Origin of the sequence: Paraburkholderia sp. RL17-373-BIF-A, assembly GCF_046030175.1 — a bacterium.
GTDB lineage: Bacteria > Pseudomonadota > Gammaproteobacteria > Burkholderiales > Burkholderiaceae > Paraburkholderia.
In genome coordinates, this window is the sequence record NZ_JARESO010000009.1 from 1 (window position 1) to 24,104 (window position 24,104).

19 protein-coding genes are annotated in these 24,104 nt (G+C 63.7%); 14 read left to right on the forward strand and 5 right to left on the reverse strand.

From position 1 onward, the window contains the following. Positions 1–893: 893 nt before the first annotated feature. The 7 genes from P0D80_RS13205 (at position 894) to P0D80_RS13235 (ending at position 8,542) form a co-directional block, all read left to right on the forward strand. Positions 894–1,412 (forward strand): (2Fe-2S)-binding protein, encoded by a 519-nt coding sequence (locus P0D80_RS13205; protein ID WP_408176198.1) that lies wholly within the window; start codon positions 894–896, stop codon positions 1,410–1,412. Between the two features lie 10 nt (positions 1,413–1,422). Next, on the forward strand, positions 1,423–3,804 hold the full coding sequence (locus P0D80_RS13210; RefSeq protein ID WP_408176199.1) for a xanthine dehydrogenase family protein molybdopterin-binding subunit: 2,382 nt from the start codon (positions 1,423–1,425) through the stop codon (positions 3,802–3,804). A gap of 22 nt (positions 3,805–3,826) precedes the next feature. Further along, the gene (locus tag P0D80_RS13215) at positions 3,827–4,624 is read left to right on the forward strand and encodes an FAD binding domain-containing protein (RefSeq protein ID WP_132376369.1); all 798 of its coding nucleotides are present in this window, start codon (positions 3,827–3,829) and stop codon (positions 4,622–4,624) included. Positions 4,625–4,753: 129 nt separating this feature from the next. Next, a complete protein-coding gene (locus P0D80_RS13220; protein WP_408284367.1) occupies positions 4,754–5,641 on the forward strand; it encodes an AAA family ATPase in 888 nt (295 codons plus the stop codon). A 5-nt stretch (positions 5,642–5,646) separates the two neighbouring features. After that, positions 5,647–6,960: a vWA domain-containing protein gene (locus P0D80_RS13225; RefSeq protein WP_408284370.1), complete on the forward strand. Its 1,314-nt coding sequence runs from the start codon at positions 5,647–5,649 to the stop codon at positions 6,958–6,960. Further along, on the forward strand, positions 6,951–7,547 hold the full coding sequence (locus P0D80_RS13230; RefSeq protein ID WP_132376371.1) for an SRPBCC family protein: 597 nt from the start codon (positions 6,951–6,953) through the stop codon (positions 7,545–7,547). The genes P0D80_RS13225 and P0D80_RS13230 overlap by 10 nt, the downstream gene beginning before the upstream one ends. Further along, positions 7,520–8,542, forward strand: coding sequence for an XdhC family protein (locus P0D80_RS13235; RefSeq protein WP_408176202.1), 1,023 nt, complete (start codon positions 7,520–7,522; stop codon positions 8,540–8,542). The genes P0D80_RS13230 and P0D80_RS13235 overlap by 28 nt, the downstream gene beginning before the upstream one ends. Positions 8,543–8,606: 64 nt before the next feature. Here P0D80_RS13235 and P0D80_RS13240 read toward each other — a convergent pair whose 3' ends face one another. After that, complete coding sequence (locus tag P0D80_RS13240) at positions 8,607–9,347, reverse strand: PepSY-associated TM helix domain-containing protein (protein ID WP_408284373.1); 741 nt, start codon at positions 9,345–9,347, stop codon at positions 8,607–8,609. A 331-nt stretch (positions 9,348–9,678) separates the two neighbouring features. Here P0D80_RS13240 and P0D80_RS13245 point away from each other — a divergent pair, with 331 nt between their 5' ends. Continuing rightward, positions 9,679–11,580 carry a DUF3857 domain-containing transglutaminase family protein gene (locus tag P0D80_RS13245; protein ID WP_408284376.1) on the forward strand — a complete coding sequence of 634 codons (1,902 nt, stop codon included), beginning with the start codon at positions 9,679–9,681 and terminating at the stop codon, positions 11,578–11,580. Between the two features lie 47 nt (positions 11,581–11,627). Here P0D80_RS13245 and P0D80_RS13250 read toward each other — a convergent pair whose 3' ends face one another. Together P0D80_RS13250 and P0D80_RS13255 are read right to left on the reverse strand one after the other, a co-directional pair. Then, a complete protein-coding gene (locus tag P0D80_RS13250) occupies positions 11,628–12,656 on the reverse strand; it encodes a serine/threonine protein kinase (RefSeq protein WP_408284378.1) in 1,029 nt (342 codons plus the stop codon). 104 nt (positions 12,657–12,760) lie between these two features. Further along, positions 12,761–12,973 (reverse strand): hypothetical protein, encoded by a 213-nt coding sequence (locus P0D80_RS13255; protein WP_042327325.1) that lies wholly within the window; start codon positions 12,971–12,973, stop codon positions 12,761–12,763. Positions 12,974–13,400: 427 nt separating this feature from the next. Here P0D80_RS13255 and P0D80_RS13260 point away from each other — a divergent pair, with 427 nt between their 5' ends. The 5 genes from P0D80_RS13260 (at position 13,401) to P0D80_RS13280 (ending at position 21,551) form a co-directional block, all read left to right on the forward strand. Beyond that, positions 13,401–16,583 (forward strand): efflux RND transporter permease subunit, encoded by a 3,183-nt coding sequence (locus P0D80_RS13260; protein ID WP_408284380.1) that lies wholly within the window; start codon positions 13,401–13,403, stop codon positions 16,581–16,583. Between the two features lie 88 nt (positions 16,584–16,671). Then, a complete protein-coding gene (locus P0D80_RS13265; protein ID WP_408284386.1) occupies positions 16,672–18,135 on the forward strand; it encodes an efflux RND transporter periplasmic adaptor subunit in 1,464 nt (487 codons plus the stop codon). Next, positions 18,132–19,661 carry an efflux transporter outer membrane subunit gene (locus P0D80_RS13270; protein ID WP_408284389.1) on the forward strand — a complete coding sequence of 510 codons (1,530 nt, stop codon included), beginning with the start codon at positions 18,132–18,134 and terminating at the stop codon, positions 19,659–19,661. The genes P0D80_RS13265 and P0D80_RS13270 overlap by 4 nt, the downstream gene beginning before the upstream one ends. Before the next feature lie 151 nt (positions 19,662–19,812). Then, a complete protein-coding gene (locus P0D80_RS13275; RefSeq protein WP_408284392.1) occupies positions 19,813–21,093 on the forward strand; it encodes an MFS transporter in 1,281 nt (426 codons plus the stop codon). Positions 21,094–21,365: 272 nt separating this feature from the next. Next, a complete protein-coding gene (locus P0D80_RS13280) occupies positions 21,366–21,551 on the forward strand; it encodes a hypothetical protein (RefSeq protein ID WP_007179669.1) in 186 nt (61 codons plus the stop codon). A gap of 65 nt (positions 21,552–21,616) precedes the next feature. On the opposite strand, the gene mgrA is transcribed toward P0D80_RS13280, so the two are convergent. Then, entirely contained in the window at positions 21,617–22,660 is a 1,044-nt protein-coding gene (gene mgrA / locus P0D80_RS13285) for an L-glyceraldehyde 3-phosphate reductase (RefSeq protein WP_408176215.1), read from the reverse strand. Between the two features lie 217 nt (positions 22,661–22,877). Here mgrA and P0D80_RS13290 point away from each other — a divergent pair, with 217 nt between their 5' ends. Beyond that, a complete protein-coding gene (locus P0D80_RS13290; protein ID WP_132376382.1) occupies positions 22,878–23,084 on the forward strand; it encodes a DUF3185 family protein in 207 nt (68 codons plus the stop codon). A 74-nt stretch (positions 23,085–23,158) separates the two neighbouring features. On the opposite strand, the gene P0D80_RS13295 is transcribed toward P0D80_RS13290, so the two are convergent. Further along, positions 23,159–23,920: a phytanoyl-CoA dioxygenase family protein gene (locus tag P0D80_RS13295; protein ID WP_408284396.1), complete on the reverse strand. Its 762-nt coding sequence runs from the start codon at positions 23,918–23,920 to the stop codon at positions 23,159–23,161. Between the last annotated feature and the right edge of the window lie 184 nt (positions 23,921–24,104).

Consider the following 24,104-nt stretch of genomic DNA (forward strand, 5'->3'; position numbering starts at 1 on the left):
CGCCGCAAAGAAAGTAGGCAAAGAAAGCGGCTTCACACCGCTAATTCTTAAGCGGGTCCCCCGCACAGTCGCGGTAGTGGTGCATCTGGAATCCGTGTTCTCGCACATTACCCGTCAGTGACAAAGCGCTCATTCTTCCGGCGGCGCTCCGCGCGCCGTCGCGGTAGTTCATCCAACAGCGGTTGTCTCGCGGGTCGATACTTCTCAAAACGCTGCCCGTCTTTCGCGCCAGCAACACTCGTCGAATCGCTACCCGTCTCTCGCGCCAGAAGCACTCGTCGAATCACGGCCGTCTCTTGCGCCGGTGGCACTTCTCAAACCACCGGCCGTCTCGCCAGCGGCACGTCTGAAACCACGGGCCTTCCCTTGCGCCCGTAGCGCTTCTTTAACCACGGCCATTTCGGCGCCTCGCCGAGGCGAAGCCGACGGCTCCCGCAGCGCACAAACGAATCCGCTGGTTTCATGCGGACCGTTCCGGCGAGCACGCAGTGCGAGGCGGGAAGCATGACTGCCTTGTCACGCACGTCGAATGTGCGAGGGCACGGATTCCAGATGCACCACTGCCTCCTCCGAGCCAGGGGAGCCGCTTATAAGCTGGCGGTGTGAAGCGGCTTTCTTTGCCTACTTTCTTTGCCGCGGCAAAGAAAGTAGGTGCCGCCCCGCACAGGGGCAACGCCAACAGACCACCATGAACTCAAGGAAAGGCCAACACCCCCAAAGCGCCCCGCGCAAAAAAACCCCTCATAGCGCCCCAGCCCAATTTGTGCTTTACTTTTCAGCAGCCGTATAAAGAAAGAAAAACCCCGCAGCACCCGCATCGGACCCCACGAAACAGGCAACAGAAGAAAGACCAAGCAAAAAGGTCCGGTCTCACCCCATAAGGAGACAACTTCATGGCGATCAGCATCAGTCTGACGGTGAACGGCGCGCCCATCAGCGCCTCAATCGACCCTGGCACTCTGCTTGTCCAGTTCCTTCGAGATCAACTGCGCCTCACCGGCACACACGTCGGCTGCGACACAGCCCAATGCGGCGCATGCACGGTCCACCTGAACGGACGCGCGATCAAATCCTGCAACATCCTCGCGGTGCAAGCGGAAGGCGCGGACATCACCACCATCGAAGGGCTCGCGAAAGACGGCGCATTACATCCCATGCAGACGGCCTTCAAACACTGCCACGGCCTGCAATGCGGCTTCTGCACCCCCGGCATGGTGATGAGCGCGGTCTCGCTGGTCCAGCGCCAACCGGATCTCACCGGCGAAGACGTGCGCGCCCAACTCGACGGCAACCTGTGCCGCTGTACGGGCTATCACAACATCGTCAAAGCAGTGCTCGAAGGCGCCGAAGGCATGAAGTCCGCCGGCACGGCCAACGCCGCCACGAATGCCAACGCACCGGCCACCGCCTGAGGAGCCGACGATGAACGCACCCGACACTCACCTGATTGGCGCTTCCGTCGAACGCAAGGAAGACTATCGGTTCCTGACCGGCAACGGCCAGTACACGGACGACATCGTCCTGCCCCAGCAAACCTACGCGGTGTTCCTGCGCTCGCCCCACGCGCACGCGAAGATCAACAGCATCGACACCGCCGCGGCCAAACAGTCGCCCGGCGTGGTCGCGATCTTCACCGGCGCGGACATGGCCGCTGACAACGTCGGCGGCCTGCCGTGCGGCTGGCTGATTCACAGCACCGACGGCAAGCCGATGAACGAGCCGCCGCATCCGATCATCGCGCATACGAAAGTGCGTCACGTCGGCGATCAGGTCGCGCTCGTCATCGCCGATTCGATCAAGGCCGCCAAGGACGCCGCCGAATTGATCGAAGTCGATTACGACGTGCTGCCGGCCGTGGTCGACACCGCGCATGCAGCCGACGCCGGCCAGCCCGCCGTGCACGACGAAGTGCCGGACAACATCTGCTACAACTGGGGCCACGGCGACAAAGCCGCCACCGACGCCGCCTTCGCCAAAGCCGCGCACGTCACCACGCTCGACATCGTCAATAACCGCCTGATCCCGAACGCAATCGAACCGCGCGCGGTCAACGCGAGCTACTCCGTGCAGGACGAGAGCTACACGCTCTACGTCGCGAATCAGAATCCGCACGTGGAGCGCCTGCTGATGGCCGCGTTCGTGCTGTCGCTGCCGGAATCGAAACTGCGCGTGATCGCGCCGGACGTCGGCGGCGGCTTCGGATCGAAGATCTTCCTATATGCGGAAGACGTCGCGCTGACCTGGGCGTCGAAGAAAATCCGCCGTCCGGTCAAGTGGACGGCCGAGCGCTCGGAAGCGTTCGTCTCGGACGCGCACGGCCGCGATCACGTGACCAAGGCCGAACTGGCCATGGACGCGGACGGCAAGTTCCTCGGCATGCGCATCCACACGACCGCCAACATGGGCGCGTATCTGTCCACGTTCGCGTCGAGCGTGCCGACCATTCTGTATGCCACGCTGCTCGCCGGTCAGTACGCCACACCCGCGATCTATGCGGAAGTGAAAGCGGTCTTCACCAACACCGTTCCCGTCGATGCCTATCGCGGCGCGGGCCGCCCCGAAGCGACGTACGTGGTGGAGCGGCTGGTGGAAACCGCCGCGCGCGACATGAAGCTCGATCCGGCGGAGATTCGTCGCCGCAATTTCATCCGCGAGTTTCCGTACGCGACACCGGTCGGCCTCACCTACGACACCGGCGATTACGAGACCATCCTCGCCCGCTCGCTCGAACTCGCGGACGTCAAAGGCTTCGCGGCGCGCAAACAGGAATCCGAAAAGAACGGCAAACTGCGCGGCCTTGGCTACTCGTGCTACATCGAGGCGTGCGGTCTCGCGCCGTCGAATATCGCGGGTGCGTTGGGCGCGCGGGCCGGCCTGTTCGAAGTCGGCCAGATTCGCGTGCATCCCACCGGCTCGGTCACCGTGTTCACGGGCTCGCATAGTCACGGCCAGGGACACGAGACGACCTTTGCGCAAGTGGTGGCCGACAGGCTCGGCATCGCACTGGAAAGCGTCGAGATCGTCCACGGCGACACCGGCCGCATTCCATTCGGCATGGGCACGTATGGCTCGCGCTCGATCGCGGTCGGCGGCTCGGCGATCATGAAGGCGCTCGACAAGATCGAAACCAAGGCGAAAAAGATCGCCGCGCACCTGCTCGAAGCCGCGGCGGAAGACATCGAGTTCAAGGACGGCGTGTTCCGCGTCGCGGGCACCGATCGCACCAAAGCGTTCGCCGACATCTCGCTCGCCGCCTACGTGCCGCACAACTACCCGCTCGACGTGCTCGAACCGGGCCTCGAAGAAAGCGCGTTCTACGATCCGACCAACTTCACCTATCCTTCCGGCGCGTACATCTGCGAAATCGAAGTCGATCCGGAGACAGGCGTGTGCCGGATCCAGCAGTTCACCGCGGTCGACGATTTCGGCAACGTGATCAATCCGATGATCGTCGAAGGACAGGTGCATGGCGGGCTCGCGCAGGGCATCGGCCAGGCGATGCTGGAGCGCTGCGTGTACGACAACGAGAGCGGCCAGCTGCTGTCAGGCTCGTACATGGACTACGCGATGCCGCATGCGTCCGATTTGCCGAACTTCACTGTCGAAACCGTGAAGGGCACGCCGTGCACGCACAATCCGCTCGGCGTGAAAGGCTGCGGCGAAGCGGGCGCGATCGGCTCGCCGCCAGCGGTGATCAACGCAATCCTCGACGCGCTCGCGCCGCTCGGCGTGACCGACCTGCAAATGCCGGCGACGCCGCATCGCGTGTGGTCCGCGATTCACGCTGCCAAGCAACCCCATTGAGATCCTGAGCGGAGCATTCGACATGTATTCATTCGAGTATCAACGCGCGACGGACCCCAAAGCGGCCGCCGCCATTCTCACCGCCGACAGCGACGCCAAGTTTCTGGCCGGCGGCCAAAGCCTCTTGCCCACCATGCGGTTGCGGCTCGCCCAGCCGTCGCAACTGATCGACGTGACGCGCATTCCCGCGCTCAAGGCGATCACCGTCGACGCAAAAACGGTGACGATCGGCGCCGCCGTGTGCCATGCCGACGTGGCGGATCACGCGGAACTGCGGCGCGTCTCGCCGGGGCTCGCGGATCTCGCCGCGCACATCGGCGATCGTCAGGTACGAGCGCTCGGCACGATAGGCGGCTCGCTCGCCAACAACGACCCGGCCGCGTGTTATCCGGCGGCGGCCGTGGGGTTGGACGCGACCATCGTCACGGATCGGCGGCGCATCGCGTCGAGCGACTTCTTCGTCGGCATGTATGAGACGGCGTTGGCGCCCGATGAGCTAATCGTCGCCGTGGAGTTTCCCGTGCCCGAGCGCGCGGCCTACGAGAAATTCCGCAATCCCGCTTCGCACTTTGCGTTGGTCGGCGTGTTCGTCGCGAAGTTCGCGGGCGGTGTGCGCGTCGCGGTGACGGGCGCGGCGTCGTCGGTGTTTCGTGTGCCGGAACTGGAAAGCGCGCTGTCGGCGAACTTCACGCCCGAGGCAGCACGTGGGGTGACGGTGTCGGCTGCCGACCTGAACACCGACATGCACGCGAGCGCCGAATACCGCGCGCACCTGATTCCGGTGCTGGCCGCGCGCGCGGTGACGAAGGCGAACACTTAGCTTTTCCTTGCCGTTCGTGGCTGGTGTGCCTTGTGCCTCGGCACAGGACACACCAGCCGCATTTGCTCATGTGCGTTAAGGCCGCTTTGCTTCATTGGCGTCGCTCCATTGCGCAGATTCAGGAACACCATGCAGCCCGCTTCAATCGACGACACCGTCGCTCAACTCGCCGCCCAAAGCTATTTCGCCAGCCGCGAGCTAGCGACCGCGCTGTATCTCGCGCTGCGCATGGAGCGGCCGTTGTTCGTCGAAGGCGAGCCGGGCGTCGGCAAGACGGAACTCGCCAAGGCCGCAGCGGGCATGCTCGGCACCTCGATGTTGCGCCTGCAATGCTATGAAGGTCTCGACACGGCCAGCGCGCTCTACGAATGGGACTATCCGCGGCAGATCATGGCGCTGCGGCTTGCCGAAGCCGCGGGCGAACGTCCCGATAACGACACCTTGTATCGCGGCGAATTCCTGCTGAAGCGTCCGTTGCTGCAAGCGCTGATGCCGGACGAAAATCATCCCGGCGCGCGGCGCGTGTTGCTGATCGACGAGATCGACCGTGCCGATGAACCGTTCGAGGCGTTTCTGCTGGAACTGCTTTCGGACTTCCAGGTATCGATTCCCGAATATGGCACGGTCCGCGCCGTGCAACCGCCGCTCGTCGTGATGACCTCGAACCGGACGCGCGAAGTGCACGACGCCTTGAAGCGCCGGTGCCTGTATCAATGGATCGGCTATCCGGAGCGCGATCGCGAGTTGGAGATCGTCGCCGCTCGCGCGCCGCAAACGTCGGCGGAATTGCAGCGGCGTGCGGTCGATTTCGTGCACCGGCTGCGCGGCATGGATCTGTTCAAGGCGCCCGGCATCGCCGAGACGATCGATTGGTGCCGCGCGTTGGAGGCATTGTCGGTGACGGAGCTCGATCCGCAATCGGTGCACAACACGCTTGGCGTGCTGCTCAAGTATCAGGACGATCTGGCGCGCATCGATGCCGCGCAAATCGCGCAGTGTCTCGCCGCGCCTGGATAGCCAGCATGACGAATTCAATCGACACGGGCAACGACGACGCTTCAGGCCATCGCATTGGCTTGCCCGGCAGCGCGTCCGGCGAGCCCGCCTCACCGCTCGACGACACGCCCACGCTCGCCCGCAACGTCGTCCATTTCGTGCGCGTGCTACGCGGCGCCGGTTTGCCGATGTCGCCCGCGCAAGCCGTCGATGCGCTCGCCGCGCTGCACTGGATCGATCTGAGCCGCCGCGACGACGTGCGCGCCGCCCTCGCCGCGTCGCTGGTGTCGGCGCCCGACGAGCGCGATCTGTTCAACGCCGCGTTCGATTTGTTCTGGCGCGATCCCGATTGGGAAGGCAAACTGCGCGCGCTGCTTCTGCCGAAAGTCCGCGACGGCCTGCCGCCACCCAAACGCAACAACCGTCTCGCCGATGCACTGGCCGTGCGCGCGCCGAAATCACCGCATGGCAAAGCGCCGCAGGAAACCGAGCAACACGAACTGCATGCGCACGTCACCTTCAGTGCGGAAGAGCGGTTACGTCACCGCGATTTCGACACCCTTTCCGCCGATGAATGGCGCACCCTGCGTCATCTGATTCGCGGCCAGCGTCTGCCGCTCGCCACCGAACCGACGCGTCGTCTGAAAGCCGCCTCGCACGGCACGCATGCGGACTTGCGCGCGAGCGCCCGGCACGCGGTGCGCGCGGGCGGCGACTGGACGGTGTGGAAGTATCGCGCGGTGGTCGAACGCAAGCCGCCGCTGGTATTGCTGCTCGACATCTCCGGTTCGATGAGCAGCTATTCGCGCGCGGTGCTGTATTTCTGCCACGCGCTGTTGCAATCGCGTGAACGCTTGCAAGTGTTTCTGTTCGGCACGCGGCTCACCAACGCGACGCGCGCGCTACGCGAGCGCGATCCCGATGTGGCGATCGCGACGCTCACCGAGCAGGTGGTGGACTGGTCGGGCGGCACGCGGATCGGCGCCGCGCTCGCCGAATTCAACCGCCGGTGGGCGCGGCGCGTGCTGACCGGGCGGGCCACGGTGCTGCTCGTCACCGACGGCCTCGATCACGAGGCGATCGATGTGCTCGATACCGAGATGGCCCGCCTGCACCGCTTCGCACACCGCATCATCTGGCTCAACCCGCTGCTGCGTTTCAGCGGCTTTTCTCCGAAAGCGCGCGGCGTGCAGGCGATCCTGCCGTATGTCGACGCGCATCGTCCAGTTCATAATCTAGACAGCCTGACGGCGTTCGGCCGCGACCTCGCGCAACTCTCGCGCGCGCCTCGTCGCAGTGCCGGCGTTACAGGTACCGCAGGAGCGACATCATGGAATTGACTGAAACGCATACGCTGCCCGTTTCGCAGCAGCGCACATGGGACGCGCTGAACGACACTGAGGTTTTGCGCGCCTGCATTCCGGGCTGCGAAAGCATCGACCCGGACGGCGAAAATGCCTACGTGGTGGCGCTGAGCGCCGCAGTCGGCCCGGTCAAGGCGCGCTTCAAGGGCCGCATGCAACTCACCGACATCGACGCGCCGAACTCGTACAGCATCGTATTCGAAGGCCAGGGCGGCGCCGCGGGTTTCGCCAAAGGCAACGCGCACGTCTCGCTCGAAGCCGACGGAGAGGCCGCCACGAAGCTCAGCTACACGGCGAGCGCACAGGTCGGCGGCAAGCTTGCGCAGATCGGCTCGCGGCTCGTCGACGGCGCGGCGCGTAAAATCGCAGGCGAATTCTTCAAGCGCTTCGGCGCCCAGGTAGGCGGCGACAGCGAGGGCGCGGCAGCCCCGGACGCCGGTGAGAATGCAGCCGATGACGCGGTGCCGCACAATACAGCATCGAATGAGGCCGCGGACGGCGAGTCCGGCGGCGACGCAACGAAAAGGAAGAAATCATGGACAGCGTGGATCTCGAAGTCCTGAAGTCCAGCGCACGCTGGCTGGAAGAAGGACATCGCGCGCTACTGGTGACGGTGGTGAAGACGTGGGGCTCGTCGCCGCGTCCCGAGGGCGCGATGCTCGCGGTGCGCGACGATGGACTCGTGGTGGGCTCGGTATCGGGCGGTTGCATCGAAGACGATCTGATCGACCGCGTGCGGCAACGCGGTATCGAGCAGACGCGGCCGGAAGCGGTCAAGTACGGCATCACGGCGGAGGAAGCGCATCGCTTCGGGCTGCCGTGCGGCGGCACGATCCAGTTGGTGCTCGAACCGCTGACGCCGCAAAGCGGCATTGCCGAACTGTGCAACGCGGTGGAGAACGGACGCCTCGTGGCTCGCGAAGTGAATATGTCGACGGGCGCGACGCAGCTCGAAGACGCGCAGGCAACCGACGGCGTGCATTTCGACGGCGAACGTCTGCTGACGATTCATGGTCCGCGTTACCGCATGCTGGTGATCGGCGCGGGGCAGTTGTCGCGCTATCTGTGCCATATCGCGGTGGGGCTCGATTATCAGGTCACCGTGTGCGATCCGCGCGAGGAGTACACCGAGGAATGGAATATTCCCGGCACGAAGATCGTGCGGACCATGCCCGACGACACCGTGATCGAGATGAAACTCGACGAGCGCTGCGCGGTGATCGCGCTGACGCACGACCCGAAGCTCGACGATCTCGCGCTGATGGAAGCGTTGAAGACGCCGGCGTTTTATGTCGGCGCGTTGGGTTCGCGAAGGAATAATCAGGCGCGGCGCGAACGTCTCAAGGAGTTCGATCTGAACGATACCGAGTTGGCCCGCTTGCATGGACCGGTCGGGATTTATATCGGCAGCCGCACGCCGCCTGAAATCGCGGTGTCGATTCTCGCCGAGGTGACGGCGGCCAAGAACGGCGTTTCGCTGCCGACCTTGCTTCAGGTCGAAGGCGCCAAGGCCGCGCGGGAGATCGCGGCTTCCGGCGGGACGGCTTGCAGCGTTTGAAGCGAAGCTAGCCTGCGCACGGCGCTTTTCCCGGCCGCCGCTGCGCCGGATAGCGTAGCGCGCCTTACATCAAGCCGCACACCACCGCGGCGATCACCGATCCGCCCACGAGCACAGCGCCCACCACGCGGCGCTTGTTCAACTCGGTCCACAACAGCACACCGGTCAGCGAAAGCAGAATCATGCTGCCGGCAATCGTATCGATCAGCAACACCCAGCCGACGCTCAGGCCCACGCCTTTGTGCAGGTTGTTCATGGTCGCGAGAAACGAGTTGTGCGTGCGTTTCACCGCGACGAAACCGTTGCCCACCCAATACTCGGCCTGCACGTTCTGCGACGGCCCCGTGATGCCGACTTGCCAGAACTCCGGCTGCATCGTGCTGCGATCGCCCCACGCCACCGGATGTGCCGGCTCGCGCTTCATCCTGCCCGGCTTGCCGTCGATCTTCAATTCGCTCTTGAGCCACTTCACCATGTCCATCGGCGAATGCAGCGGCTTTTGCGGCGCGGGAATCTGCATTTCCTCGACCTGCGGCTCGCCCGACGACACCTTCAACGGACCGGCGCGGTGATTCAGCAGAAAACCGGTCGCGCCGAACATCAGGCCGAGCACCGCGCCCCGCAGGCCGACCCATCCATGCACCTTGCGCAGCCACTTGATGAAGTTCGCGCGCCGCGAACGCCGACGCCGCGCCGCCTGCTCAGCGTCGTCCATCAGATGATGGCCGCGCTCCAGTTTATGGGCAACGTATTGCGTGCCGTGACCAGCGGCGGGTTTCATCTCGATCGAGTCAGGCGCGTTCAAATCCGGGCTCCAGGCGCAGCAAGTTGATCAATCGCGGGCACACGGCGACAAAGCGCGCGTTCACCCGCCATTGATCAAGGAAGGGTTCGAAACGGAGGTGCCGGACGACCCGGCTTGCGGTCCAGGCCATCCGGCTGAGAGGCTGGCTGGCAGTCACAGAGGAGGAGAATGTGACAGAGAGCTGGCGATGCCTTTCAAATGAGAATGGCTATCATTACACAATTAAGCGGTTTGCTCAATCCGAACGCGCGGCAGCCGCTTGACATCTACGCGGCGCAAACCGACTCTAACTGACGATCCCGTCAACGTTATGTTCGGATACCAGCCTGCCATGCGCCTCTCTTTCCTGGTCTGTCTTGCCTCTTTCGGCTGGCTTGCCGGCATCCACGGTGCGGTGGCGGGCGTCCCGGCCAGACTGGACGATCCCTATACGAACGAAGGCGAGACCCAGACCTTCACCGTCAGCGCCGACGGCTCCTTCTCGAAGCTCGATTCGATGACGCTGCACGTGAACAACGAAGCCGGCGTCGCGCGGGTCGCGCAGCAATACGTCTGGTTCAACCGCAACATGGCGGACGTGCAGATTCTCGAGGCCTACACGACCACCGCCGACGGCGTGCGTCACGACGTGCAGCCCGAGCAGATCCGCGACGTCCAGGAAGCCCGTTCGTTCGACGCGCCGATGTTCCAGGACATCCAGGAAAAGGTGATCGTGTTCCCCGCCGTGGAGCCGGGCGCGCGCGTGCACCTCACCTATCGCAAGACGCAGAAGCAGCCGATCGTGCCGGGCGAATTCAGCGACTTCACGCCGCCCGATCTCGCGCCGACGCACAACTTCCGCCTGATCTACGATCTGCCCGCCGACAAGCCGCTTTATGCCGACGCGCGCGGCTTCACCGCTCTGCAACCCGTGACACGCGACGGCCGCACGCGTTACGAATATCGCTACGACAAGGCTCATTTCAGTCGCCTCGAACGTGGTTCCGTCGCCTACGTGTCGTATGGCGACCGGTTGATGGTCTCGACCTTCCCCGACTACGCCGCGTTCGCCGCGACCTACCGCGAATCCGCAGCGGACCCGAGCGCGCGTGACGCCGCCATCACGCGTCTTGCACAACAGCTCACCGCGCACGACCGCACGCCGCGCGACAAGGCCAAGACGCTGTACGACTGGGTACGCCGCAATGTGCGTTACGTGGCGATCAATGTCGGACGCGGCGCGGTGGTGCCGCACAGCGCGAGCGCGGTGCTCGCGAACCGCTACGGCGATTGCAAGGATCACGTCGCGCTTTACGGCGCGCTACTCGACGCGGCCGGCGTGCGCAACGAGCCGGCGTTGATCAGCAACGGCACGATCTACACGCTGCCGAGCGTGCCGGGCTACGGCGTGATCAATCACATCATCACGTGGCTCCCGGATTTGCAGCAATACGCGGACTCGACCGCGTCGAATGTCGAATTCGGTTTTCTGCCATCGTCCGATATGAACCGGCCGACCGTGCTCGTCGGCGAGGGTGTGCTCTCGCGCACGCCGGCCACAGCGTTCATGACGCGTAACACCGATCTGTCGATCAAGGTCGAACCGGACGGCTCGGCGAGTTTCACGTATCGGCTGGAAGCGGTCGGCGCCTCGGCCGAACAGGCGCGCGCGATGTTGCGCACGCAGACGCCCGCGCAACGCGAGGAGTCGATTCAGGCCGAGTTGCGCAGCGCCAACCTGCGTGGCACCGCTATGCTCACCACCAACGACCTCGACGTCGCCGACGGCCCGCTCGTCATCAACATGAAAGGGACACTGGAAAGTCTCGTAGTGCCAGGCGCGGCGGCCTCGATTCCGGCGTTGACGAGTCTGGCCGGCGGCTTCGAAGCGGATACGCGTTACTGGCTCGGCGAGCGCCAGCGCACGCAGCCGTTCGTCTGCCACAACCTGGCGTTGCACGAACGCGCGCGTATCGAGTTGCCCGCCAATTTCCGCGTGCTCGACATGCCGGAGGCGAAACGAACCCAGGATCGCTTCGTCGATTTCCAGTCGCAGTACGCGTTCGATCCGCTCGGCAACGTCGTCACGATGACGCGCGATGGCGCCACGCATTTCGATAGCGACGTCTGCACGCCCGACGACTTCGCGCAGATGCGTCCCGCGATCGAAGCAATCGGGCGCGACGTCCGTGCGGAAGTGATCGTCAGATCGACGCTGGTGGAGTCGTCGAGCGTTGCTTCGCAAGCGCCGTGAGCGCTCGCGTCAGATAAGAGTGCATGCCTTCATCAACCGGGATGCACTCAAACGGGCCAGAGCGGCCCTTCCTGCATCGCGCCAAGCTGCTCGCGCAATTCGAGGATGCGATCCTCCCAGTAACGCTGCGTGTTGAACCACGGAAACGCCGCGGGGAAGGCCGGATCGTCCCAGCGGCGCGCAAGCCACGCCTGATAGTGAATCAACCGCAGCGTGCGCAGCGCTTCGACCAGATAGAGTTCGCGCGGCTCGAAGTCGCAGAAGTCTTCGTAGCCGGTGAGCAGATCCGCCAACGCGCGCGACGCTTCGACGCGTTCGCCCGGCAGCAGCAGCCACAAATCCTGCACGGCCGGTCCCATGCGGCTGTCGTCGAAGTCGACGAAATGCGGCCCCGCGTCGGTCCACAACACATTGCTCGGATGGCAATCGCCATGCATGCGCAGCATACGGATGTCGCCAGCCCGTTCGAACGCACGCTCCACGCCTTCGAGCGCGAGGTTCACCACGGTTTCCCACGCGGTGCGCAAGTCGTCCGGCACGAAACGATGCGCGAGCAGAAAATCGCGCGGCTCGTAGCCGAAGGTGTGGATGTCGAGCGTAGGACGTTCGGCGTAGTTCTGCGTCTGGCCGACCGCATGGATGCGGCCGATGAACCGCCCGAGCCATTCGAGCGTGTCGCGCCGGTCGAGATCCGGCGCGCGACCGCCGCGACGTTCGAAGATGGAAAAGCGGAAGCCATCGAAGGTATGCAGCGTGCGGCCATCGAGCTCGCGCGCGGGCACCGCCGGAATCTCGCGCGCGGCGAGATCGGCAACGAAAGCATGTTCTTCAAGGATGGCGGCGTCGCTCCAGCGCTCAGGACGGTAGAACTTTGCGACCACGGGCGGGCCGTCTTCCACGCCCACCTGGTACACGCGGTTCTCGTAGCTGTTAAGCGGCAGCATGCGGCCGTCGGTGCGCACGCCGACTGTGCTGAGCGCGCTGTCGAGCGCGTCGAGCACGATTTCCGGCTTGAGCCGGGCGAAAGGCACAGCGCTGTTTGCGCTGTCCTGTGGATCGAGGATGTCGTCGTTCATGCCCGCATTGTGCGCCGCGCCGCCGTCAAAGACGAGGGCGAAGGCTCACAACGCGGAACCACCCGCGGCTTACAACTTGCACACGGCTTGGACTCAAACTGCCTTCAATGCATCTGCGCGCTAGACGGTCGCACTTGCTCGCCCGTATCGATCAGGTCTTCAAGGAAAAAGGGTTCAGTATTCAGGTGCGGCGATGCGCCGGGCTCCCCGGCATACCACGCCACCATGGCCATGTCGCCGAGAATGCGCATGACGATCCCGCGCGCGCCTTGCGGCACGGCGATATGCACCGATCGGACAATGGAACCGATTTGCATGATGTTTCCCCGTTTCTCCCATAGCCGGCTTTATGATTTCACGCCGGTCAAGGTGATGATAAAAGCGTCGCTCCGCCGATAACGTTGCGTACGCACCCAATCTGCTGCGCGTGATACGCGTGAGAGGTTCGAGTCATTGTTCCCGTTTTGCGGGGCCGAGGAAAGCGCGAACTCAAGGCTCTTTACCCCTTGTTTCGCCCTATTCCCATTACGGCGCGCTGGACCGATGATTCGGGGCGTAACGCGTCGCAACGAGACCATCATAAACCCTGCTGGGGTGAGATATCAAAAACGTGCACCAACTAGACCATTTGCTCGATCCGACCGCCGCGCCGGCCTGCCCGCACCGCTGCGGCGCGCGTCCCGCCCGCCGCGTCCGCCATGTAGATGGCGCCGCACTGCGCGGCTTTGAGCGGCAGAACTAGTCATGTGGATCGTTCGTCTCGCGCTGCGGCGCCCGTATACGTTCGTCGTCCTGGCCCTGCTATTGCTGGTCGTCGGACCTTTGACGATCCTGCGCACGCCCACCGACATCTTCCCGAATATCGACATTCCAGTGCTCTCGGTGATCTGGTCGTATAACGGCCTGCCCGCCGACGAGATGGAAAAACGCATCGTGCTCAACTACGAGCGCGGGCTCTCGACTGCGGTCAACGATATCGAGCACACCGAGTCGACCTCGCTGAACGGCATCGCGGTGGTCAAGATTTTTTTCCAGCCGCACGCCAATATCGATGAAGCGCTCGCCGAGGTCACCGCGCTGTCACAAACGCAATTGCGCTCGCTGCCGCCCGGCATCACGCCGCCGAATATCCTGCGCTACAACGCCTCGACGGTGCCGATCCTGCGGCTCGCGCTGTCGTCCGCCTCGCTCACCGAGCAGGAGCTATTCGACTTCGGCAACAACTTCCTGAAGACGCAGCTCGCCACCGTGCCCGGCGCGTCCGCGCCGCTGCCGTACGGCGGCAAGCAGCGGCAGATCATGGTCGATATCGATTCGCGCAAACTGCAGGAGCGCAATCTTTCGCCGATGGACGTGGTCAATGCGGTCACCGCACAAAATCTGATCCTACCCTCGGGTACCGCGAAAATCGGCTCGACCGAATACTCGGTGCAAATGAACGGCAGTCCGGATTCGCTGGCAGGCCTGAACAATATTCCGATCAAATCCACCGCCAACGGCACCGTCTATATCCGCGACGTCGCTCATGTGCGCGACGGTTTCCAGCCGCAGACCAATATCGTGCGCGTGAATGGCCAGCGCGCGGCGCTCCTCACCATCAACAAGAGCGGCAACACATCCACGCTCGAAATCGTCGACCGCATCAAGAAGATGATGCCGACGCTGCGCAATCTCGTGCCTGCCTCGCTGAATATCGACCCCGTCGCCGACCAGTCGCTGTTCGTGCGTGCTTCCGTGCAAGGCGTGCTGCGCGAGGCGCTGATCGCGGCATGCCTGACCGGTCTGATGATTCTGCTGTTTCTCGGCAACTGGCGCGCCACGCTGATCATCGCCGTGTCGATTCCGCTGTCGATGATCACGTCGATCATCGCGCTCTCCCTGCTCGGCGAAACCATCAACATCATGACGCTCGGCGGGCTCGCGCTCGCGGTCGGCATTCTGGTGGACGACGCGACCGTGGCGATCGAAAACATCAGCCATCAACTCGAACAAGGCAAGACGCTCGAGCAGGCGATTCTCGACGGCGCGCATCAGATTGCCATTCCGACGCTGGTGTCGACCTTGTCCATCTGCATCGTCTTCGTGCCGATGTTTCTGCTGACGGGCGTCGCGCACTATCTGTTCATCCCGCTCGCCGAAGCGGTGGTGTTCGCGATGCTGGCGTCCTACTTCTTCTCGCGAACGCTCGTGCCGACGCTCGCGAAATACCTGCTGCGTTATCACCATAAGCCGGCGGATCTGCATCACGCGCCGGCGCAAACACGCAATCCGTTCATGCGCGTGCACTACGCATTCGAAGGCGGCTTCTCGCGTTTGCGCGACCGCTATCGCGCGTTTCTCGAAGCGCGCGTCGCGCGGCCCGGTCTGTTCGTGACGCTGTTTCTGGTCTGCTGTGGCGCGTCGATGCTGCTGATGCCGTTTCTCGGCCGCGATTTTTTCCCAGCAGTCGACGCCGGCACGATCGCGCTGCATCTGCGCGCGAAAACCGGCATGCGAGTGGAGGAAACGGCGGTAGTGACCGATCGTGTGGATACGCGGATCCGTCAGTTGATACCGCCCGGTGAGCTGCATTCGATTATCGACAACATCGGCTTGCCGGTCTCGGGCATCAACCTCTCGTACAGCAACACCGGGACGATCGGCACCTCGGATGCGGACGTGCTGATCACGCTCAATCCCGATCACCATCCGAGCGCCGACTACGTGCGCACGCTGCGGCGCACGCTCACCGACGAATTTCCAGGCGTACAGTTCGCCTTCCTGCCCGCGGATATCGTCAGTCAAACGCTCAACTTCGGCATGCCGTCGCCGATCGATATTCAGATCGTCGGCCGTGACGTGGCCGGCAATCGCGTGTTCGCCGCGAACTTGCTGAACCGTCTGCGCACGGTGCCCGGTCTCGTCGATGCGCGCATCCAGCAGCCCGCGGATTTGCCGCGCATCTTTATCGACGTGGATCGCACGCGTGCGCAGCAAGCCGGCTTCTCGCAACGCGACATCGCGAGCAATCTGCTGATCACGCTGTCCGGCAGCCAGCAAACCACGCCGACGTTCTGGCTCAATCCGCGCAACGGCGTGAGCTACAACGTGATCACGGAAGCGCCGCAATACACGATCGACTCGTTGCAATCGCTCGCCAACATTCCGCTGAACGCGAATGGCCGCAGCAATATTCTCGGCTCGCTCGCCAGCATGAGGCGCGAAGCGGGCAACGCCACACTCACGCACTACAACGCGCAGACCACGATCGATATTTTCGGCACCGCCGACGGCCGCGATCTCGGCGGCGTGTCCGACGACATCCGCAAGATCATCGACGACGCCAAGGCCGATCTGCCCAAAAGCTCGACCATCGAAGTGCGCGGCCAGGTGCAGACCATGAACGATTCGTTCTCGGGCCTGTTCGCGGGTTTGGTGTTCGCGATTCTGCTGGTGTATCTGCTGATCGTGGTGAATTTCCAGTCGTGGCTGGATCCGTTCATTATCATCACCGCACTGCCGGGCGCGCTCGCGGGCATTGTGTGGATGCTGTTTCTCACGCATACCACGCTGTCGATTCCCGCGCTCACCGGCGCGATCATGTGTATCGGCATCGCCACCGCCAACTCGATTCTCGTGATCAGCTTCGCACGCGAGCAGCTGCTCGAACACGGCGACGCCACGCGCGCGGCGATCGAAGCGGGCTTCACGCGTTTTCGTCCGGTGCTGATGACGGCGCTCGCGATGGTGATCGGCATGGTGCCGATGGCGATCGGTCTCGGCGAAGGCGGCGAGCAGAATGCGCCGCTCGGGCGCGCGGTGATCGGCGGCCTGACGATCGGCACGCTGGCCACGTTGATTTTCGTGCCGGTGGTGTTTTCGATGATCTACCGGCGACTCGCGGCAAGTCGCTTGCGCGCGGCTGAACACGTGGTGGGCAAGCCGTGATGCAGAGCGCTTTGGTTATCGTGCCGGAAACAGCAGGCAGCACAAGAGGCAGCTTCGACTGCCCATGCATCTTGACAGGGGAAGTTTGATGGAAGGACAACGTCCAGACGGTTCCGGCACTGCGCACGATCCGGCAAAGGCAAAACGTGCGCGCTGGATCGGCATCGCGGTTGCCGTAGCCGTCATCGCGCTTGCGGCACAAGGTATCTGGTCGCGCCACGATGCACACGCGGAGCTCGAACGCGATGCCGAGCATGCGAGCCAGACGAGCGTCGAAGTCGTGCGGCCGCAGAAGTCGACGGTCGGACTCGATCTCGTGCTGCCCGGCAATGTGCAGGCTTTTCTCGATACGCCGATTTACGCGCGCACGAACGGCTATCTGAAGAAGTGGTACGCCGACATCGGCGCGCATGTGAAAAACGGGCAGTTGCTCGCGGAGATCGACACGCCGGAAGTCGACGATCAACTGCGCGCCGCCCGTGCCGATCTCGCGAACGCCAACGCCAACTATGCGCTCGCGAAAAGCACCGCCGACCGCTGGACCGACATGCTGAAAAGCAAATCCGTCTCGAAGCAGGAAACCGACGAGAAGGTCGGCGACATGCTCGCGAAGAAAGCCACGCTCGACGCCACGCGTTTTAACGTGGCGCGGCTCGAGAAGACGCAGTCGTTCCAGAAGGTGTATGCGCCGTTCGACGGCATCGTGACGGCGCGCAATGTCGATGTCGGTGCGCTGATCGACGCGGGCAGTTCCGGCGGCCCAGCGAAGGAGCTGTTTCATGTCGCGCAGGCGGATCGGCTGCGCGTTTATGTGAATGTGCCGCAGGCTTACGCGCAGCAGGTTCGCGCGCAGCAGAACGCGTTTCTCACGCTGACGGAGACGCCGGCGAAACATTATCCGGGCACCGTGGCGCGCACCGCGGGCGCCGTCGATCCGCAACAACGCACGATGCTGGTCGAAGTCGATGTCGATAACCGCAATGGCGATTTGCTACCGGGTGCGTATGCGCAAGTGCACTTCGCGTTGGGCACGGGTGCGGCGCCGTTCACGTTACCGGGCAATGCGCTGCTGTTCCGTCCGGACGGTGTGAAGGTCGCGACCGTCGACGCGCAACACAAAGTGAAGCTCGTGCCGGTGTCGTTGGGAACGGACTTCGGCACGCGCGTAGCGATCGTGTCCGGCCTGCAAGGCGAAGAGGAGGTGATCCTGAATCCACAGGACTCGATCGTCGATGGCGCACCGGTGCGGATCGTGGCGGCGAAAGCGGGTGAGGCAACGGGTGCTTCTGGCGCGGCGGCTGGTGGTGAAGGGGCAGCGGGCGCGTCTGGCGCAGCGGCGAGCGGTGAACGGGGAACGGGCGCGTCTGGCGCAGCGGCAAAGGGCGAAGCGGCGGCGGGCGCATCCGCCGCGGTCGCGAGTGGTGGCGCGGCAGGGAGCGCGTCCGGCGCAGTGAAGAGCGGTGACGGAGCGGCAGATTCCTCCAGCGCGATAGCCTCAAGCTCCGAGACTGCGCACGTCGCCTCATTGCTGTTCGCGAGGGCATCGTCATGAACGCGCCGGCATCTCGTCGCCGTTTCGCCGCCCCACCGCTGCGACACGTCTCGCTGCGCGCGTCCGCTTTGGCGCTAGCAAGCGTATGCGCACTCACCGCATGCACCGTCGGCCCCGACTATGTGAAGCCGTCCGCCACCACCACCGCAACCTACAAGGAACTCGAAGGCACCGGCTGGAAACCCGCGCAACCCGCCGACACGCTCACCCGCGGCGCGTGGTGGAGCGTCTACGCAGACCCGTCGCTCGCCGCGCTCGAACAACAGGTCGCGAGCGCGAACCAGAACGTGCAGGCCGCCGAAGCACGCTTTCGCGCCGCCCGCGCAACCGTGGCGCAATATCGATCGAGCTTCTTCCCGGTCGTCAGCGCGACCGGCGCCTATTCACGCGCGCGTTCGTCGGAAAACGTGCTGCACAAATCGACCGCCGGCCTCACGCTGAACGACTACCTCGTGCAAGCCGATGCGTCATGGGAACCCGACCTGTGGGGCCGCGTGTCGCGCAGTGTCGAAGGCGCGAAAGCCGAAGCGCAGGCCAGCGCCGCCGATGCGCAAGCCGTACTCCTGTCGATGCAGGCCGAACTCGCCACCGACTACTTCGAGCTGCGCGGGCTCGATCAGGAACGCCAACTGCTCGACGACACGATCGAAGCCTACAAGCAAGCCCTCGATCTGACTCAGCACCGCTACGCCGGCGGCATCGCCACGGACGCCGATGTCGCGCAGGCGCAAACGCAACTGAAGACCACCCAGGCGCAAGCACTCGACCTCGGCGTGCAGCGCGCGCAACTCGAACACGCGATCGCGATCCTGATCGGCCAGCCGCCTTCCACGTTTTCGTTGCCGGTTGCGCCGCTCGCCGCAGTGCCGGTCGTGGCGGCGGCGGGCGTGCCGTCCGCGTTGCTCGAACGCCGCCCGGACATTGCGGCGGCGGAACGGCACGTCGCCGATATGAACGCGCAGATCGGCGTGGCGACGGCGGCGTTTTTTCCGAACCTCATCTTGTCGGTGACGGGCGGCCTCGAAGCCACCAACTACAGTCAATGGTTGCTGGCGCCGAGCCGGTTGTGGTCGCTGGGGCCGACGCTCGCGGGCACGCTGCTCGACTTCGGCGGACGCGCTTCCGTGAAGGAACAGGCCCGCGCGCACTACGACGAAAGCGTCGCGCAATACCGGCAGACCGTGCTGAGCGCCTTCGGTCAGGTCGAGGACAATCTCGCCGCCTTGCGCGTGCTCGAGCAAGAAGCGACCGCGCAGGACGATGCGGTGACCGCCGCGCAACGTGCGCTGGCAGTCGTATCGAATCGCTATAAGAACGGCGCGATCACGTATCTCGACGTGGTGGTCGCGCAAACCACTGCGCTCACCAACGAGCGCGACGCCGTGTCGATCGCGCGGCGGCGGATGGCCGCGAGCGTCGCGTTGATCAAGGCGCTGGGCGGTGGCTGGGACGCGTCCGCGCTGCCGACGGATGAGCAGATCGTGCATCCTTCCGCGCCCGCCAGCGATGCCGCGACGCGCGGGTAGTCATCGTTTTTCGATGCCGCGAAGAGGGCGCAGGACGCGCCGGCAGATCGCGTCGTCGTGGCGGTTAACCGCGCTCTGCACTGACTCGCGCGCTCTTTTCAGCGTATCCTTAACTCCTTTGTGTCCTTTGCATCCCTGAGGAGATTTTTTCGTGACCCCGCCGCCGGACTCCCACCGGACTGCTACTTCGACTGCTCCTGCTTCGACCGCTTCTTCGACCGCTTCCGCCGTGCCCGACATCCCATACCTCGAACGCGGCACACGCGCGTACTGGCGCGCCAGCATCGCGTTGCTGTTCGCCGGTTACGCGACGTTCTCGCTACTCTATTGCGTGCAGCCCTTGCTGCCGTCTTTTTCGACGGCGTTCAACGTGACGCCGGCACAAAGCAGCCTGTCACTCTCGTTGACCACGGCCGCGCTCGCGCTTGCGGTGTTCGTCGCCGGCTTCGTTTCGGAAGGCTGGAGCCGTCACAAGCTGATGACGCTGTCGCTCACCCTTTCCGCGCTGCTGACCATCGGTGTGTCGATCGCGCCGCAGTGGCACCAACTGCTCGTGCTGCGCACGCTCGAAGGTCTCGCGCTCGGCGGCGTGCCCGCCGTCGCGATGGCCTATCTCGCGGAAGAAGTGCATCCCGACGGGCTCGGCCTCGCGATGGGACTCTATGTCGGCGGCACGGCGATCGGCGGGATGGCCGGACGCGTGATCACCGGCGTCGTCGCGGATCTGTTTTCGTGGCGTGTCGCGATCGGCACGATCGGCGTGCTCGGCATTCTGTCGATGCTCGCGTTTCGCGCGCTGCTGCCACCGTCACGCCATTTCGTACCGCGGCGCGGACTCGGCTTTACGCATCACCGCACTGCCCTGCTCAAGCAATTCACGCGACCCGGACTGTCGCTGCTGTTTCTGCTCGGCTTCGTGCTGATGGGCAGCTTCGTCACGCTGTACAACTACATCGGCTACCGCTTGCTCGCGCCGCCTTATCAATTGAATCAGACGGAGATCGGCGCGATCTTCGTCGTGTATCTGACAGGCGTGGTCGCCTCGCCGTGGTCGGGGCGCATGGCCGATAACTTCGGCCGCGCTCGCGTGCTCACCGCCAGCTTGCTGTTGATGGTGCTCGGTCTCGCGCTCACCATGTTGCAGCCGTTGGCGGCGATCGCGGCCGGCATCGCGTGCGTGACGTTCGGCTTCTTCGCCGGACATTCGGTGGCGAGCAGTTGGGTCGGACGCCTCGCCAAGGATGCCAAAGGTCAGGCCGCCGCCCTGTATCTGCTCGCGTATTACATCGGGTCCAGCGTGGTCGGCTCGTATGGCGGTCACGTGTGGGCCGGTTTCGGATGGAACGGTGTCGCGGGACTGGTGGGCGTGCTGCTCATCATCGGACTGGTTGCAACGATGCGCTTGCGCGGACGTGAGCAACCTCGCATCTGATGCTCGCGCGACGACCCAACGCGCATTGAATGACGCTAAAACGTAAGGCCGACGTAAACGAACGCGACATTTTTTGCGTCGCATTTGCTGCGTCGCGGCAATCGCGGCGGCCCTTGCCGCACCGGGTTCAGCGGCTTGCGAATAGCCGCTGCAGCGCCGCAAAGCGCCGTCATATCGACTTCACTTGTCTCCTATACTCAAATCGAGCGTGGGCGGTGCATGACTCCATAAATCGAGCCGCCGCCTTCGCCGGAATACATATGGAGACAAGAATGACGACCTACTTCACGATCGGCGATTTCATCCTGGTCATTCCGATGGCGTTGGCCGGGGCTTTGTTTGTCGGTGCGCTTCCCTGCAAGACGGAATTCCGGCACAACGCGTTGCGCGTGCTTGGCGCGCTGATCGGCGTAGTGTTCGCGGTCGTGCTGGTCGAAGGTTTGCCGGCGCTCGTCTAAAAGAAAAAAGCCGCCCCGTGGGCGGCTTTTCTATTGCTGCGGCGTGAAGGACCAAGGCGCGGGGATCAGATCGCCTGATCCGTGGACGGCTTTTCCCACAGGTTGATGCCACCTTCGGTCGCGTAGCGGTCGATCTCGGCCAGTTCGTCCTTCGAGAACGCGAGATTCTTCAGTGCACCGACGTTCTCGCGCACCTGCTCCGCACGGCTTGCGCCGATCAGCACGGACGTCACGCGCGGATCGCGCAGCGCCCAGGCGAGCGCCATCTGCGCCAGGCTCTGGCCGCGACGTTGCGCGATGTCGTTGAGCTTGCGCACGTGTTCGATGTTTTGCGCGCTCAAATGCTCCTGCTTCAACGATCCACCGCCCGGCTTGTTGACGCGCGCGTCTTCCGGCACGCCGTTCAGGTATTTGCCGGTGAGCAGACCCTGAGCGAGCGGCGTGAACGCGATGGCGCCGGCACCGACCTTCTCGAGCGTATCCAGCAACTCGTGTTCGATCCAGCGATTGAGCATGTTGTACGCGGGCTGATGAATCAGCAGCGGCACCTTGTACCCGGCGAGCAGCTTCGCCATTTCGAGCGTTTTGGTTGCCGAGTACGACGAAATCCCGATGTACAGCGCCTTGCCCTGCTGCACGGCGCTCGCCAACGCGCCCGCGGTTTCTTCGAGCGGCGTATCGGCATCGAAACGATGCGAATAGAAAATATCGACGTAGTCGAGGCCCATGCGTTGCAGGCTCTGATCGAGACTCGCGAGCACGTATTTGCGCGAACCGCCGCCTTGACCGTACGGACCCGGCCACATGTCCCAACCGGCCTTCGACGAAATCAGCAGCTCATCGCGATACGGCTTGAAGTCGTCCTTGAAAAGCCGGCCGAAATTGGTTTCGGCGCTGCCGTACGGCGGCCCGTAGTTGTTGGCGAGGTCGAAGTGCGTGATACCCAGGTCGAAGGCCGTGCGCAAGATGTCGCGCTGCGTGGAGATCGGCGTGGTGTCGCCGAAGTTGTGCCACAGTCCGAGCGACAGCGCCGGCAGTTTGAGACCCGACTTGCCGCAGACGCGGTACTGCATATCCGAATAGCGTTCTGAAGCTGCTTCGTAAGCCATTGCTAGTGTCCTTGATGGTGAAGGCGCCCGACCAGTGTGCGGGCATGGGCAATTGCATGCTGCGGGAGGCGTGCTGCTATGTTTTTGTAGGAGGGGATGCGGCCAGACCGCTATGGTAGCGAATCGACGTGATGCATGCAGACACCCAGTATGCGGGATGGACGATCGCCTGCGGCTCCCCTACACTTTGCCCGACTCAAGCTCATGGGAGAGGTAGATGACGAAGGCGATTTCCATCGCGTTGATTGTCGGCGGTGTCGTGCTGCTGTATTTCGGCGGGCAGGCGTTCAATTCGGTGAGTAGCGACGTCTCGCGCGTCTTTACCGGTTCACCGACCAACAAGGCGATCATGCTGATCGTGGGCGGCGTCGTGGCCACGATCGCCGGATTGACGGGAATGGCTTTGTCGGGACGCAAGCGCTAACGGCGTGCGCGAGCGCGCGGCGCTTCGGATTTTCAGCGTGTGAAGCCGATGCGCCGCCGCGAGAGATCGAAAACCTAGAACGCCACTTCGGGCTTCGCAGCCGAACGGGTGCCAGGCAACGGCACGTTGCTCGCGCCGTGATAGGTGTACACCAGCGAAAACTTCACCTGATCGCTGATGTTCTTGCCGGCCGAATGCAGGGTATTGCAGTGAAAGAACACCACGTCGCCGGCCTTCAGTTCAGGCGACACCGCCGTGCGAATCCATTCCTGATTTTCTTCCAGATCGGAGCGGAAGAATTTGGACTGATCGAACCGGTCGGAGGTGAACGCGGCGCTGTGCGACTTCGGAACCAGCCACAGCGCGCCGTTATCCACCGTCTCCGCGCCGACTGCAAGCCACACCGAAACCAGATCGTCCCGCTCGAACGACCAATACCGCACGTCGCGATGCCAGCCGGTCAAGCTGCCGTACGCCGGATGCTTGGTCATCATGCAGTTATGGTGTGCGCGTGACAGACGCGGCTCCTCGCCGAAATACAGTTCCATCCAGCCGCGAATTTCCGGCGCGGTCGCCCACTGCGCGAAACTCGGATGACGTCCATACGCATCCAGCAGCCGCCGCACCGTATGGCCGCCGGGCGCCTGTTTGGAGCTCGGTGCGCCGGGATACTGCAGATCCGCTTCGAACTCGATCGGCGCGGCTGCTTCCTGCAACTGACGCTGCGCAATCTGCTTCAATTCATCGCAACGCTCGGGCGACACCAATCCGGGCACCACGACAAAACCCTGCTCCCGCAACGTCTGAATCTGCTCTTTCTTGGAATGAAGTGACATGGTGTTCCGTTACTGTCGACAAGCTGATGCCCGATTGTAAAACGGGCGCGATCGCACAGTGTGCTGTTTCACCGCCGCAAAACCGCAGCTTACGCACTGCTTTCATGCGCCGTGCTCGATTTCATGGCACTTCAAACGGGCAAGCACGCACAAAAATCGACCGCAAAGGGCGCGACCCCGTAGC